11 protein-coding genes are annotated in these 14,271 nt (G+C 55.0%); 3 read left to right on the top strand and 8 right to left on the bottom strand.

Translation table 11 applies throughout. The annotated features are described in order from the left end of the window. Window positions 1–50 precede the first annotated feature (50 nt). Window positions 51–1,400, bottom strand: coding sequence for a glutamine synthetase family protein (locus tag AC27HQ_RS14260; RefSeq protein WP_487156858.1), 1,350 nt, complete (start codon window positions 1,398–1,400; stop codon window positions 51–53). Between the two features lie 182 nt (window positions 1,401–1,582). Here AC27HQ_RS14260 and AC27HQ_RS14255 point away from each other — a divergent pair, with 182 nt between their 5' ends. Then, entirely contained in the window at window positions 1,583–3,271 is a 1,689-nt protein-coding gene (locus AC27HQ_RS14255; RefSeq protein WP_487156857.1) for a VOC family protein, read from the top strand. Between the two features lie 61 nt (window positions 3,272–3,332). On the opposite strand, the gene AC27HQ_RS14250 is transcribed toward AC27HQ_RS14255, so the two are convergent. Together AC27HQ_RS14250 and AC27HQ_RS14245 are read right to left on the bottom strand one after the other, a co-directional pair. Beyond that, on the bottom strand, window positions 3,333–4,571 hold the full coding sequence (locus AC27HQ_RS14250) for a saccharopine dehydrogenase family protein (RefSeq protein ID WP_487156856.1): 1,239 nt from the start codon (window positions 4,569–4,571) through the stop codon (window positions 3,333–3,335). 46 nt (window positions 4,572–4,617) lie between these two features. Then, complete coding sequence (locus AC27HQ_RS14245) at window positions 4,618–5,715, bottom strand: carboxynorspermidine decarboxylase (protein WP_487156921.1); 1,098 nt, start codon at window positions 5,713–5,715, stop codon at window positions 4,618–4,620. Between the two features lie 307 nt (window positions 5,716–6,022). Between AC27HQ_RS14245 and AC27HQ_RS14240 the strand changes: the two genes are divergently transcribed. Beyond that, entirely contained in the window at window positions 6,023–7,978 is a 1,956-nt protein-coding gene (locus AC27HQ_RS14240; protein ID WP_487156855.1) for an alkyl/aryl-sulfatase, read from the top strand. Between the two features lie 53 nt (window positions 7,979–8,031). On the opposite strand, the gene AC27HQ_RS14235 is transcribed toward AC27HQ_RS14240, so the two are convergent. The 4 genes from AC27HQ_RS14235 to glnT form a co-directional block, all read right to left on the bottom strand. Continuing rightward, window positions 8,032–8,619: a porin family protein gene (locus AC27HQ_RS14235; protein WP_487156853.1), complete on the bottom strand. Its 588-nt coding sequence runs from the start codon at window positions 8,617–8,619 to the stop codon at window positions 8,032–8,034. 354 nt (window positions 8,620–8,973) lie between these two features. Next, entirely contained in the window at window positions 8,974–9,585 is a 612-nt protein-coding gene (locus AC27HQ_RS14230) for a TetR family transcriptional regulator (RefSeq protein WP_487156852.1), read from the bottom strand. Window positions 9,586–9,645: 60 nt separating this feature from the next. Further along, window positions 9,646–10,659, bottom strand: a complete 1,014-nt coding sequence (locus AC27HQ_RS14225; protein ID WP_487156920.1) for a putative urea ABC transporter substrate-binding protein — start codon at window positions 10,657–10,659, stop codon at window positions 9,646–9,648. Window positions 10,660–10,826: 167 nt separating this feature from the next. Beyond that, window positions 10,827–12,188, bottom strand: a complete 1,362-nt coding sequence (gene glnT / locus AC27HQ_RS14220) for a type III glutamate--ammonia ligase (RefSeq protein ID WP_487156851.1) — start codon at window positions 12,186–12,188, stop codon at window positions 10,827–10,829. Window positions 12,189–12,339: 151 nt separating this feature from the next. Between glnT and AC27HQ_RS14215 the strand changes: the two genes are divergently transcribed. After that, window positions 12,340–13,362, top strand: coding sequence for an alpha/beta fold hydrolase (locus AC27HQ_RS14215; RefSeq protein ID WP_487156850.1), 1,023 nt, complete (start codon window positions 12,340–12,342; stop codon window positions 13,360–13,362). Between the two features lie 3 nt (window positions 13,363–13,365). Here AC27HQ_RS14215 and AC27HQ_RS14210 read toward each other — a convergent pair whose 3' ends face one another. Further along, window positions 13,366–13,977, bottom strand: a complete 612-nt coding sequence (locus AC27HQ_RS14210) for a class I SAM-dependent methyltransferase (protein WP_487156849.1) — start codon at window positions 13,975–13,977, stop codon at window positions 13,366–13,368. Between the last annotated feature and the right edge of the window lie 294 nt (window positions 13,978–14,271).

Below are 14,271 nucleotides of genomic sequence, written 5' to 3'. Positions count from 1 at the left end.
AGGTTAGGCAAATGCGCCGCTGGCGTCCATGCCCAGTTGCCTAACCTTGTTTAAACCTGGCTACCCAGATAGCGCCTTTCCCAAGGTGTTATCTCAGCCAGGAAGGACTCGAGCTCCAGGGTCTTGGTGGCGATATAGCCTTCAATAAACTCCGCTGGAAACAGCTCAGTGGCCAGGCTACTGTTGCGCAGCCGATCAATGGCCGCTGGCAGGCTGCTGGGCAGGCGCCGTTCTGCTGGTGGCTGAAACTCGCCCTGCATCGCCGCAGCCGGATCGATCTCATTGGCCAGACCATGAAAACCCGCCGCCAAGCCGGCGGCAATGGCCAGATAGGGATTGGCATCAGCACCCGGCAAACGGTTTTCTATGCGCCGGTTGGACGCATCACTGGCCGGCACCCGTAAGCCCGCACTGCGATTGTCCACAGACCAGCACAGGCTGTTGGGCGAGGCATAGGTACTGTTGAAGCGCTGATAGGAGTTGATATTGGGCGCCATCAGCAGGGTCAAATCCGCCAGGCAATGCTGCATGCCACCAATAAAGTGGTAAAAGCTGAAAGTCGGCTGCTCATTGCTCGGGTCGGTAAAGATATTCCGGCCGTGGCGTTTTTCAATCACGCTCTGGTGCACATGCATGGAGCTACCAGGCACCTGACCGAGCGGCTTGGCCATGCACACGGCAATCAGGCCATGCTTGAGTGCGACCTCATGCAGCAGATGCTTGAACAGAAAGGTTTGATCGGCAATCAGCAGCGGATCACCATGTACGAAGTTGATCTCGAACTGGCTGACACCCATCTCGTGCATGAAGGTATCGGCGGGGATACCCAGCGCTTCCATGGCCGAGCGCACCTCGGCAAAAAAACCGCGCAAGCCATTATTTGAACCGACACTGAAAGCCGCCTGGCCCAGCTCGCGGCGCCCATCCAGGCCAATGGGTGGCTGGAACGGCTGAGCGCCGTCCGCGTGCGGTTCAAAAATAAAAAACTCCAGTTCAGTTGCCACCACAGGCTGCCAGTTGCGCTCGCTATAGCGCTCCAACACGCTTTGCAGCAGGGCGCGACTGGACAGGTTCGATAAACTGCCATCCAGTTCGACTGCATCGCACACTGCCAGCGCCCGGGGTGTCTCGGCCCAAGGCAATACATGGACCTGCTCAGGTACGGCTCGCAGGATCAGGTCACCGTCTTCACTGCCGTAAAAGCGTGGGGCCGGGTACCCGCCCATGACGGCCTGCAGCATGACCCCGCGCGCCATTTGCAAACGCCGCTCAGCCAGAAAGCCGGACACGGTCATCACCTTGCCGCGCGGAATACCGTTCAGATCCGGCGTGACGCACTCAATCTCGGTAAGCCCGGCCAAACGCATGGATAGAGGAATGGCAGAGAGTGGCGACGGCATGGGCTATGACCTTGATGACTGAGGCACGGGACGGGATTACCCGACATCATACCGTGGCGCCCAGGGTACGTCATCGCCAGGTATTCGTGACAAGGAGAGCTGGCGCACCCCGGGGGGATGCGCTAAAGTGTAAATGAATGAACGTTCATTCTGCTGCATCCGATAACAATAAAGGAGCTTGTATGCGACTCTCCCATGGTTTGCTCAAGGGTATTATGCTCAGCCTGACCACCCTGTTACTGAGCGCCTGCCTAAGCAGTGGCGGGGGCGGCTCTGCAACACCGGGCCCGGAAGAACCTGCACCGCCCGGCATTCAACCCCTTGTCTATCTCGGCGCAGCAGCCATTGGCGTCAGTGACCTTGACGCCTCGGTAGCGCTGTACACCGACGGCCTGGGCATGCGCGAGATCAGCCGCACAACCCGTGACAACCGCATTGAAGTCACGCTGGAGTCCGCTGATAAACGGGGTTCCTACGTTACCCTGATGAGCTTCACAGACAACATTGGCCGGATCTACAACCAGAATCCGGGCAAGCTGGTGTTCTACGCCAAGGATGCTGCCGCATTTGCCCAGGCCTTTACCAATGCAGGCGGGACCGTGACTGTGCCTCCGCAACCGCAACCGGCCTTCGGCAACGTGGTGGTCGGCTTTGGTCGCGATCTGGACAACAACCTGATCGAGATGGTCGGCGACAGTGCTGCGACAGCCTCCTACTTTGGCGCCATGGGGATAGGTGTCAGCGACCTTGAAGCCGCTCGCGACTTTTATGTTGAAGTCATCGGCTTTGAAGAGAGCCAGTTTCTGCAAATTCCCGGGCAATACGACGAGTACATTCTCACCTCACCGGTGCCTGGCAGCTCCGCCCTGGTCTTGATGAACTGGACCAATGGCAGCCAAAGGAACTACCTCAACAACCCGGTCAAGCTGGAACTGCGTGTTGCCGATCCAACTGCGCTGGCAGAGGACATCGACGTCGCGGGTGAAACCGTGCTGCGCCAGCCGGCGCCCTCCGAAGAAGCCGATCTTCTCGGCCAGATTGTCGGTTATGCCGAAGATGCCGACGGCACCCTGCTGGAAATTCGTCAGGGTGTCCGCGCCTATCTGGGTGCAGCCGGTATCGGTGTCGAGGATCTGGCCGAAGCCGAATTCTTCTACACCTCGGGCCTGGGCATGCAGGTTGTGGAACGCCGCAGCCGTGACGACCGCAACGAGGTGGTATTGGAGTCGGCCGATGCGCGCGGCTCCTTGCTGGTGCTGATGGAGTTCACCGATGTCCCTGCGCCCAATACGCGGCAGAACTACGGCAAGCTGGTGTTCTACGTGAATGATCCCGCCGCTTTCGCCCAGGGCATTGTTACTGGTGGTGGCATTGTCACCGTCGCTCCGGTCGTACAACCACCCTTTAATCTGGTGATCGGTTTCGGCCGCGACCCTGACAATAATCTGATCGAATTTGTTGGCATCCCCGGCACGGCCGATTCCTACCTGAGTGCCTTTGGCATTGGTGTCAGCAACCTTGAAGCGTCAAAAGACTTTTATGTCGATCAACTGGGCTTCAAGGTAGACCAGTATTTATCGATTCCCGGACTCTACAACGAGTACATTCTGACCGGTCAGGGTGGTTCGGCACTGGTCTTGATGCGCTGGCTGGACGGCTATGGTTATAACTACAGCGACAAGCCGGTCAAACTGGAAATGCGCAGCATGTCGCCTGAAGGCTTTGCCGAGGCGCTCGAGGCTGGTGGTGGCGAGATAACCCAGGCCCCCGCGCCTTCGACCGAGGCTGACCGGGAGGGTGATACCCTCGGCTACGGCACCGATCTGGACGGCACGGTGCTGGAAATCCTGCGCGCCCCATGGACCCTTTGAGGGCTGAACAGCAGGCGTAAAAAAAGCCAACCTCATGGGGTTGGCTTTTTTATTTCAGCACTCAGAAGCTCAGTGCGCGGTCGCCCTGCTCGTCCTTGATCCGGGTCGGCAGACCCATCTGGTTGAGCAGATTGATAAAGGGCTTGGGTGGCAGCTCCTCGACATTGACCATCTTCTGCGCATCCCACTCACCGGTAGCCACCAGAATGGCGGCAGCCACCGGCGGCACCCCGGCGGTATAGGAAATACCCTGGCTGCCGACTTCGGCATAGGCCTCGGCATGGTCTGCGACGTTATAGATGAACACTTCCTTGTTCTGTCCATCCTTGGTGCCCTTGACCAGATCACCGATGCAGGTCTTGCCACTGTAGTCCGGAGCCAGGGATGAAGGATCAGGCAATACCGCCTTGACCACCTTGAGCGGCACAACCTCGAGGCCTTCCGCCGTAGTAACTGGCTGTTCAGACAAGAGCCCAAGATTGTTCAGCACGGTAAAGACATTGATGTAGTGCTCACCAAAGCCCATCCAGAAGCGCACATTCGGCACCTTGAGGATTTGCGACAGCGAATGCACTTCATCGTGACCGGTCATGTAGCTGGTATGCGTACCGACCACCGGCAGATCATCCGTACGCTTGACTTCAAACATGCGGTTACTGACCCACTGACTGTTCTGCCAGGACCAGACGGTGCCGGTGAACTCGCGGAAATTGATTTCCGGATCAAAGTTGGTGGCAAAGTAACGGCCATGGCTGCCGGCGTTGATATCAATGATGTCGATATCGGTGACGGTGTCGAAATAGTCATTAACTGCCAGGGCCGCATAGGCGTTGACCACACCCGGATCAAAGCCAATACCCAGAATGGCAGTCACACCATTAGCCTGACACTGCTCACGACGTTTCCACTCATAGTTGGCATACCAGGGCGGTGTTTCACAAATCTTCGCCGGGTCTTCATGGATGGCCGTGTCGAGGTAGGCCGCACCGGTTTCGATGCAGGCCTGCAGTACCGACATATTGACGAAAGCCGAACCAACATTGATGACGATTTGCGATTCTGTCCGGGTGATCAGCGACTTGGTTGCCTCTATATCCAGAGCATCCAGCGCATGCGCCTGCAGATCACCGGCAACCTTCAGGCTGCCCTTTTCACGCACGCTGTCGACCAGCGCCTGGCACTTGTCCAGGGTACGTGACGCAATATGAATATTCCCCAGAATGTCGTTGTGTTGCGCGCACTTGTGCGCAACAACCTGGGCAACACCACCGGCACCAATAATCAGAACGTTTTTCTTCATGTCTCTTCCTCGAAACGCCTCCTTGGAAAAGGCTTGGTTGGTGGCCTCAGGAGAGGCCGTTTACAAAATCGTCAAAACCGAATTCGCGCTTCACGTCCAGACTACCATCCAATTGTTTGACCACAATGGACGGCATTTTCACGCCATTGAACCAGTTTTTCTTGACCATGGTGTAACCCGCGGCGTCGATAAATGACAGTCGATCACCTATTTGTACCGGCTGGTCGAACTGGAACTCGCCAAAGATATCGCCGGCCAGACAGGATTTGCCGCACACCATGTATTGATGCGGCCCGTCACAGGGCTCCATCTTGGCAGGCTGCCGGTAGATCAACAGATCGAGCATATGCGCCTCGATCGAGCTATCGACAATTGCCAGTTGTTTGCCATTGAACAGGGTATCCAGCACCGTGACTTCCAGCGATGTACTCATGGTAATCGCCGCCTCACCCGGTTCCAGATAGACCTGCACGCCAAAGCGCTCGGAGAAGACCCGAAGCCGTGCGCAGAAAGCGTCAAGAGGATAACCCTCACCGGTAAAGTGAATGCCGCCACCGAGGCTGACCCACTCAACCTGTTCCAGCAAGCTACCAAAGCGCTCCTCGATCTGACTCAGCATCTGATCGAACAGGGCAAAATCGCTGTTCTCGCAGTTGTTGTGAATCATGAAGCCGGACACCTGATCAATCACCTCGGCCACCCGCTCGGCATCCCACTCGCCCAGACGACTGAACGGCCGTGACGGATCAGCAATCAGAAACTCGGAGCTGCTGACGCCCGGATTCAGACGCAAGCCACGCACATGATCGGCTGAGACATCGGCAAAGCGTTTTAGCTGACTGATCGAGTTGAAAATGATCTTGTCGGAATGAGCCAGCACTTCGTCGATCTCGTCATCGGCATAGGCCACGCTGTAGGCATGGGTTTCACCGGCAAACTTGAGACGACCGAGCTTGACTTCATACAGTGAAGAGGAGGTGGTGCCGTCCATGTACTCCTGCATCAGGTCAAAGACCGACCAGGTGGCAAAGCACTTGAGTGCAAGCAAGGCCTTGGCGCCGGACTGCTCGCGGACATAGGCAATCTTCTCCAGATTGCGCAGCAACTTGCTCTTGTCGATCAGGTAGTAAGGCGTCTTGATCACAGTGGTCATACCCCCTAGGTCATTACCGGCAAGCGGAATCAGTCCGGCGACAGCAAAGCGCGCGATTATAATTTAAAGGGACCGGCGCTTCGAGGAAAAATGCATCGCCCGCCTGCCGTTACTTGCCGGGGCAGATTACCCACGCTGTATGGCGCTTTGATGACCTGCACGGGATTTTCAAAGCTCCGTCATGCGCAAAGTGCATCATTTATTGAAAAAAAATGCATTGGATATATCAGCAAATCGTCTTCTATAGTGAATTCAGAGCACCTGAGTGCCTGCTACCCGTCCACTACCGGAGACATCCATGCGACTTCACACCCTGATCGGCCTGCTTGCTGCCAGCATCAGCTTCAGCAGCCTGGCCGCACCCAAGGCCGCCGAGCCTGCCACAGTCGAGGCCAACCAGGCAGTACTGGGCAGCCTGCCCTTTCACAATACCAAGGCCTTTGAGGATGCCCAGCGCGGCTTTATCGCAGCGCTGCCCGATGGCCAGGTCACCGATAGCGACGGCCACATGGCCTGGAATATGGCCGCCTATGCCTTTCTTGATGCGGAAACCGCACCGGATACGGTCAACCCCAGTCTATGGCGTCAGGCCCGCCTGAATGCTATCCATGGTTTATTCGAGGTCGTCGAAGGCATGTACCAGATTCGCGGTATGGATCTGGCCAACATGACCATCATCGAAGGTCAGACCGGTTTGATCATTATCGACCCGTTGCTGACGCCGGCTACCGCCCGCGCTGGTCTTGAGCTGTTCTACCAGAATCGCCCGCACAAGCCTGTGGTCGCCGTGCTGTACACCCATAACCATGCAGACCACTTCGGCGGCGTCAAAGGGGTAATCGATGAAGCCGATGTGCGCAGTGGCAAGGTCAAGGTCTATGCGCCCTATGGCTTCATGCAACATGCCGTATCGGAGAACGTCATCGCCGGCAATGCCATGACTCGCCGCGCTACCTATCAGTTTGGCGCCCTGCTGCCGCCTGGCGAACGCGGCCATGTGGATACCGGACTGGGCAAAGCCCTGGCCAACGGCCCACTGTCGCTGATCGCGCCAACCGATACCGTACCTGATAACGCCAGCCTGACCATTGACGGTATCGAGATCGAATTCCAGATGGCACACGGCACCGAGGCCGAGTCGGAAATGATGATGTACTTTCCGCAGTTCAAAGTACTCAATACCGCGGAAATCACCAGCCAGCACTTGCACAATATCTATACCATTCGTGGCGCTGCAGTTCGCGACGCCAGCGCCTGGTCGCATTATATAGACCGGGTACTTGAGCGCTTTGGTGATCAGGCCGAGATTCTGGTTGCCCAGCACCACTGGCCGATCTGGACCCGCGACGAAGCCAAGCACTTTCTTGCGGTGCAACGTGATCTGTACAAGTTCATCCATGATCAATCAGTGCGCATGATGAACAAGGGCATGTTGCCCGGCGATATTGCCGAACAGATCAAACTGCCCGCCAGTCTTGACCAGGAATGGTATGCCCGTGGTTACTACGGGACGCTGCGCCACAACGCCCGGGCGATTTATCAGCGCTATATGGGCTGGTATGACGCCAATCCGGCCAACCTGAATCCACTCCCACCACAACAGAATGCCAGCCGCATGCTCGAGTACATGGGCGGTATGGACAAGGTTATTGCGCAAGCCCGCGAGGACTTTGCGCAAGGCGATTATCGCTGGGTAGCCTGGGTCATGAGTCAGGCTGTATTTGCCGATCCGGATAACAGCGAAGCCAAGGGCCTGGCAGCCGACGCATTGGAGCAGCTTGGCTACCAGGCCGAAGCTGGCACATGGCGGGGTGCCTACCTGATGGGTGCACAGGAATTGCGTAATGGCACCACCGCATCACACCGCACCTCAGGGCTATCACCGGATGTTCTCCAGGCTCTGGAAACCGGTATGTTCTTTGACCTGATGGCAGTGCGTTTAAATGCACAGCAAGCTGAGGGCAAACATCTGGTTATCAACTGGCGCTTGACCGATACCGACGAGCAATATCGTCTTAATCTTCAGAACGCTACGCTGACTTACCGTGAAAACACGCAGGCAGACGACGCCCATGCCAGCGTCAGCATGACACGGGAAACCCTGGACACCATCCTGTTGCGCCAAAGCAGCTTCCCCGCTGAGGTAGCCGCTGGACGGATAACCATTGAGGGAGAGCCCATGGCCTTTTTCGGCCTGCTGCAAATGATCGAAGAACCACCCAGCAGCTTCCCGATTGTCGAACCTGTGCGCTGAATCCCGAGCACAAAAAAGGCCTGCAATTGCAGGCCTTTTTTAACTCAGTCCGATCAGAAGTTGTAACGCAAACCAGCTGACAGTAAATCGATGTCGAACTCATCAGCAACGTCGTTATAACGCTCGTATTCGGCAACTATAGAAAAAGTCTCGGTCAGTGCGAAACCAGCACCCAGGCCATAGGATACGGCCCATTCTTTGTCGCTACCGCTCAAGGAGCCCTCTCCGCTGATAGAAAAGCGGGAATCGGTTTTCAATTGATGATATCCGACCTTGCCAAACAGGCTGAACGCATCCAGCGGCAGCGAGCCCACAAGGTTCATGCCAAAGCCCGCAGTCTCCGATGACAACCGAAGCGTATCAAAATCATCAGCCACCTTGAAACTAAACTCGCCAAGATCAATATATTGAAGCTCAACACCAATATGGCGACTCAGTTGAATGCCTGCACCAATCTTCCACGCTGTGTCTTTTGTATCCGTTGATGTCCTGAAACCAGGCGGGACCGGGCCAAATGAGACATCCGCGTCGGACTGGCCGACACTCGCAAACAGGTAACCGTTGGGCTGGTCGGCGTAGGCAGCAGTTGACAGGGTAGCAAGGCTCGCAAGGGCAGCGGCCAACAATGACTTCTTGAACATTATTGATTCTCCATAAATCGTATTTTGACAGGCTTCATGCCTGCGTTAATTCCGGGAAACGCGTCCCGTAGAAAGACTAATATTAAAAGGCAATCATGTCATCCGGAGTAATCACTCAACCTAATGCAGCCAAAACGCTTTCATCAAGCCTTGGAATAGAGCTTCTTGCCATAACAATCTGATAAGACTGGAATAAATAGCAGAAACCCGAAGCAGGTAGGCTTGTAAAAACGTAGATATGAATTTGTAACCTGCGCTTATCGATTAGCTTTAAGTAGATATCGGCATCAAACTAGATCAAGGAAATAACACGCGACATAAGCTGGCTTGGTCGCCTGTGCGGGTGCGGGTGCCTTATGCCTGCTGTAACAACGCATGCATGCGCCCTACAAAAAACTCCCGCTCTTTTTTCAGGTTGAACAGCTTTGGCGCAAACAACCAGCTTTGGGTAATGCCCATCAGCAAGGTATAGAGCATCAACCCCAGTTGTTCGGGAGACTGTGTTGCAGGAATAAGGCCTTTGTCACGGGCTGTGGTCAGCAGTTGACCAAGTGTATCAATGATGCGTCTGGTCAGTTTTCGCTCACGCTTGAGGGTTGGTGCCAGTGCCTCTGTCAGTTCGGTTTTGTTCAACAAAATCTCGAATGATTGGCGAAACCAGCTGTCCTCGACCAGAAGGTCAAGCCAGCGTTTGACGAAGGTATCGATGGCCTGCAACGGCTGACTCTGTTGTGCCGCGGCTTCATTGATCAAGCTTTCCAATGGCTGCTGGGAATAGGAGAGGACGGCCTGGTAAAGATCATCTTTGTTCTTGAAGTGCCAGTAGATGGGTCCGCGGCTGTAGCCAGCCTCGGTAGCAATCATGGCCAGTGTGGTGTTGGAATATCCGTTGCGACTGAACAGTGTCAGCGCCGCTTCGATGATTTTCAGACGGGTTTTTTCCGCCTCTTCCTTGGTCCTGCGCATGGATGTCCCGGAAAAGAAGCAGCACGCCCAGTCATCCGGGCGCGCTGCATCAGCTGTTGATCAGAGAGCGTCGTCAGCCGCCATCTGCATGTAGGTTGTATCAAAACGCAGCTTGATATTAGTCGTATCTCCCAGGGTTGTGCCACCGGGGAAGCTGATGCCGACAAAATCGGCAGAAGCAGCACCGTCACTCAACAGGCCTTTCTCGAAGGAGAACTGACGTACGCTATCCATGGCCTCGACAGCCTCTTCACTGGAAATAAAGCTCACTGCATCCCCTGCCTCCCAGAACATCTTCATACCGGCGAGCTGCGCTTCGTATCCAGCCTGATCAGTACCTGAGGCTTCACCCAGAAAGGCTCTGGCTTCCTGGCCAGCCTCACTGTCAGTAGCCGTTTCTGCCATCAGCTCAAACCAGGCTCCCACAAGGGCCTTACCCAGATTAGGGTTGGCCGCCAGGGTTTCGGTATTGACGATTGTAAGGTCCTTGATATGGCCCGGGATCTGGCTGGAGTCGAATACTCGGTTGGCACCAGGGACCGCGGCAACATCATCCAGCAGGGGATTCCAGGTCACCACGTTGCTGACGCCGGGTGTATTGAAGGCTGCAACAATGTCCGCATCGCCGGTATTGACGACGGTAACATCACGCTCACTCAATCCAACGGTATCCAACGCACGGGCCAACAAGTAATGGGATACAGACAGTTCAACCAGATTGACCTGCTGCCCCTTCAGCGACATCAGATCGCTGCTACCCTTCATCACCAAACCATCATTGCCGTTGGAGTAATCGCCCACTATCAATGCCGTGGTATCTACCCCACCGGCGGAGGGAATCGACAGCGCATCCATACTGGTCGCGACCACACCGTCAAACTCGCCTGCGGTGTATTGATTGATGGATTCGATGTAATCGTTGATTTGCACAATCTCGACTTCGATTCCGTACTTGTCAGCCCACTTTTTCATGATCCCGGACTCATCAATGTACTTCCACGGAATCCAGCCGGCATAGATGCTCCAGGCAATCTTGAAACTGTCACGTTCCTGGGCAGAAACGCTAGGAACCATAATCGCAGAGGCGGCAATGGCCAGTACGGTGCCTTTGAGTACAGCGCTAAGACGACGGGTGAAGGTTAATGGCTTTTGCATGTTTCAACTCCTGATGGATTCGGCTAACGCCAGAAAGTGGGTAAAGCACAGCAAAAGACGCGCCAGCTTCTGCCAGCGCAGCCGTTTTAAAAGAATTTAAGGTACCGGTTCAATTCCCAGTCTGAGACATGGGTGTGATAGCTGGTCCATTCATCACGCTTGAATTGCACGTAACTGTTGAACATGGTTTCGCCAAAGACTTGCTTGGACAACGGATCGCTGGCGAAGGCCTCAATCGCCTCCCCTAGCGTCTGCGGCAGCATTTCAATGCCCATATCACGGACATCCTGATCGCTGTAGTTGTACATGTTTTCACGGTGCGGCTGACCCGGATCCATTGCCTCGCGAATGCCTTCGAGGCCTGCGGCCAGAATCATTGCCGCGCCCAGGTAGGGGTTACAGGCAATATCGGCGGCACGGCATTCCACCCGCCCGCCCTGGGAAGGAATACGCAACATATTGGTGCGGTTGTTATTACCGTAGCAGACAAACACCGGTGCCCAGGTTGAACCCGACATGGCGCCCTTGCGCACCAGACGCTTGTAACTGTTCACCGTTGGCGCGATTACCGCACTGATGGCTTTGGCATGCTTCATGATGCCAGCGATAAAGTGATAGGCCATCGCGGTAACGCCACAACCATGGATGTCCTCACCATGGACGGGATCAAACAGGTTCTTGCCCGTTTCACGATCGGCCAGCGACATGTTGTAGTGTGCGCCGCTGCCAGTACGGTTGGCCGATGGCTTGGGCATGAAGCTGGCGAAAGCACCGTGCTTGCGGGCTATTTCACCAGCCATCAAACGGAAGAACACCAGACGATCAGCCATGTTCAGGGCATTGGTATAGGTGAAGTCCGTCTCGAACTGGCCATTCGCATCTTCATGGTCAAAGGAATAGACGTCCCAGCCCATGGCATTCATGGCTTCCACCAGCTCACCAACAATGTGCATGTTGTCGCCCAGAGCCCTAGGGTCATAGCAGGGCTTGGCCAGTAAATCACGGCCACTGATTGGCTCAAAGCCGCCATCCGCCGCGTCCTTGAAAAGGAAGAATTCAGTCTCGATTCCCAGGTTGAAGGTAAAGCCCATGTCTGCAGCAGCCGCGACCTGGCGCTTGAGGATATTTCTCGAGCAGGCTTCAAAAGGCGCACCGTCCAGGTAGAGGTCACTGGCAAACCAGGCCAGATCCTTGTTCCAGGGACATACCGTCATGGTCGCAACATCGGGCATCGCGGCTACTTCATTGTCGGCAATGTCCTGCGGCACACCATCCAGCGCGGCGCCGGTAAACAGCTCTGACCCCTTGAGCATGCGGCCGATATGATCGATAGGTACAAACTTGCCCTTGATAATGCCGTGGATATCCACGTAACCCGCCAGCGCGTATTTGACACCACTATCCATCAGGGTCTGTTTGAGGCTACTGCTTGTTGTTTGCACCGTCATGACTGCTCTCCGAAAAAGTAAGCCCCTGGCTATGCCAGTCTTGGTACGAATCTTTCATTCAATATACATGCCAGCATGCATGTATATTGAATGAGCAACTTGATTCAAGCGCATACTGGCTTGTCCAATCCATGCCAATGAGAGTCAATAAATGCTGCAAAATCAGAGCGTTGAAAAACGATTTAAACTTGGAGACCTGCCACTTCAGTCAGGCAGCACCTTGCATGATGCCTGGCTAAGTTACCTGCAATACGGTGAGCTCAATAGCCGTGCCGATAACCTGATTGTCCTGCCGACGTACTATGGTGGAACACATCACGGTGTCACGCCCTTTATTGGTGCGCACGGCCCACTGAATCCTGCCCAATACTGCATTATCGTTCCCAACCTCATAGGTAATGGCTGCTCTATCTCGCCCAGTAATGCCAGTCATCACCAGGCCGCTGGCAACTTTCCCCGGGTGACGCTGTACGATAATGTCGTTGCGCAAAGGAAACTCATTGAGTGCGTGTTTAACGATGCGGATATCAGGCTGATCTTGGGCTGGTCGATGGGAGGCATGCAGGCGCTGCAATGGGGTTGCCAGTACCCTCACAAGGTCAAACGCATTATGAGTGTCTGCGCCACCGCTCGCTGCTGGCCACACAACCAGGTGTTTCTGGAGGGAGTAAAAGCAGCACTGACGTGTGACCCCACCTGGAATAAAGGATTTTATCGGCATCAACCCACAGCTGGCCTCAAGGCATTTGCCAGAGTTTATGCCGGCTGGGCCTATAGCCAGACATTTTTCCGCGACAGCCTTTATAAAAAGCTGGGCTTCAACTCAATTGAGGCATTGTTGCAGTTCTGGGAGGAAGACCACCTTGGCCAGGATGCCAATAATTTGCTCACAACTCTCGAAACATGGCAGTCTGCTGATATAAGCAACAACCCGGATTTCAAGGGCAACCTGCCAGCTGCACTAAATGCAATAACAGCCAGAACTCTGATCATGCCGGCAACTACCGATCTGTATTTCACCGAGCATGACGCAGCTTGGGAAGCAGGGCAGATACCGCATGCCGAGCTCCGACCACTGGTATCTGACTGGGGGCACTGTGCCGGCGCACCAGGGCGAAGCCTGCGTGATACAGCTCGTATTCTGGCGGCCTGTGCCGAGCTGCTTGCAGACTAGGTTTTAGCTTGCCCAGCCACTATAGACATAAGTCATCGGGCGAGGCCCGGGTAGGTATTCAGCTTTAAGCTCGCGAATCTTGAAGCCAGACTCCTGAATAAGAGCTGGTATATCCCTATTAAGATGGCAGCCACCAGCCAAGGGCTTCCAGAAGGGTGTCAATCTGTTCTGCCAGCCACGCACAGAGGCATCGGGTGACAAGCCATGCTCACAAAAAAGCAACTTTCCTCCAGGCTTCAACACTCGCTGCATTTCCATTAAAGCTGAGAATGGATCGGCAATAGTGCACAGGGTAAAAGTCATTACTATGCTATCGAACTTATCGGTTTCCGCATGGATGCCGTGGATATCAACTGCAATCATATCGACGGGAAACGCGCAGGTTTTTGCTCTGCGCAAGGCCATGGTTTGCATCTGCGCTGACGGGTCAACCCCTACAACAGACGTTACCTTTGCAGGATCATAAAACTGGAGATTCAAGCCTGTACCAATGCCAATTTCCAACACCTCGCCCTGAGCCTGCGGCACTACAAGCGAACGCGCTTTCATTACATCACCCATGCCACAGGCAATATCGATAAGCCGGGGTAAAACGTATTGCTCGTAAAGCTTCATCTGTACTCCACCCACATCGATGACTACATCTTTGATCAATAGCACGATTAGCTGGAAGCTGGAAGCTGGAAGCTGGAAGCTGGAAGCTGGAAGCTGGAAGCTGGAAGCTGGAAGCTGGAAGCTGGAAGAGGATTGGGTTGAGTGAGTGGGGCGTCAAGCACTTCGAGGGGCTGATTTTCCTGGCAGCTGAAGGCTGAAGGCTGAAGGCTGAAGGCTGAAGGCTGAAGGCTGACCGAGGGTGTTGTGGCTGGTGCGCTGGGTCAAGAGACTTGTGTCGCGCACCAGTCTTTTGAT

The sequence above is a fragment of the Halopseudomonas sp. 4NH20-0008 genome (genome assembly GCF_057548395.1).
The sequence above is the reverse complement of the archived record's forward strand: the minus strand, read 5'-3'. Positions and strand labels throughout refer to the sequence as shown.

Coding starts and splice junctions, on each gene's coding strand:
- AC27HQ_RS14260 (WP_487156858.1), bottom strand. CDS start 1,400: ATGCCGTCGCCACTCTCTGCCATTCCTCTATCCATGCGTTTGGCCGGG.
- AC27HQ_RS14255 (WP_487156857.1), top strand. CDS start 1,583: ATGCGACTCTCCCATGGTTTGCTCAAGGGTATTATGCTCAGCCTGACC.
- AC27HQ_RS14250 (WP_487156856.1), bottom strand. CDS start 4,571: ATGAAGAAAAACGTTCTGATTATTGGTGCCGGTGGTGTTGCCCAGGTT.
- AC27HQ_RS14240 (WP_487156855.1), top strand. CDS start 6,023: ATGCGACTTCACACCCTGATCGGCCTGCTTGCTGCCAGCATCAGCTTC.
- AC27HQ_RS14235 (WP_487156853.1), bottom strand. CDS start 8,619: ATGTTCAAGAAGTCATTGTTGGCCGCTGCCCTTGCGAGCCTTGCTACC.
- AC27HQ_RS14230 (WP_487156852.1), bottom strand. CDS start 9,585: ATGCGCAGGACCAAGGAAGAGGCGGAAAAAACCCGTCTGAAAATCATC.
- AC27HQ_RS14225 (WP_487156920.1), bottom strand. CDS start 10,659: ATGGTTCCTAGCGTTTCTGCCCAGGAACGTGACAGTTTCAAGATTGCC.
- glnT (WP_487156851.1), bottom strand. CDS start 12,188: ATGACGGTGCAAACAACAAGCAGTAGCCTCAAACAGACCCTGATGGAT.
- AC27HQ_RS14215 (WP_487156850.1), top strand. CDS start 12,340: ATGCTGCAAAATCAGAGCGTTGAAAAACGATTTAAACTTGGAGACCTG.
- AC27HQ_RS14210 (WP_487156849.1), bottom strand. CDS start 13,977: ATGAAGCTTTACGAGCAATACGTTTTACCCCGGCTTATCGATATTGCC.